1 pseudogene is annotated in these 347 nt (G+C 39.8%); it reads right to left on the bottom strand.

Annotation, left to right across the window (positions count from 1 at the left end):
• Positions 1 to 347 (bottom strand): annotated as a pseudogene (locus SMIDD28_RS11480) (transposase); the annotation flags it as partial.

Raw genomic sequence — 347 nt, 5'->3', positions numbered from 1 at the left:
CCTCGGAGTTTGCGCTTGTGAATACATCTTCATGATCCCTTGATAACCACTGTCTGCCAAGATTTTACCGGCTTGTCCGATGTTTCTGCGACTCATTTTGAACAACTTCATATCGTGGCAATAGTTCACTGCAATATCCAAAGAAACAATTCTCCCTTGGCTTGTGACAATCGCCTGAGCCTTCATAGCATGACATTTCTTTTTACCAGAATAATTGGCTAGTTGATTTTTTTAGGACGATTGATTTTTACCTCTGTTGCATCCACAATCACCGTATCCTCAGCACTAAGATGAGTTTTTGAAATCGTAAAACCATTTTGAATAAGAGTTGCTTCAACCCATTGACT

Source organism: Streptococcus mitis (assembly GCF_001579045.1).
In the GTDB taxonomy this organism is placed as follows: Bacteria; Bacillota; Bacilli; order Lactobacillales; family Streptococcaceae; genus Streptococcus; species Streptococcus mitis_D.
Note: the sequence above shows the minus strand (reverse complement) of the source record. Positions and strands in the feature narration are given on the sequence as shown.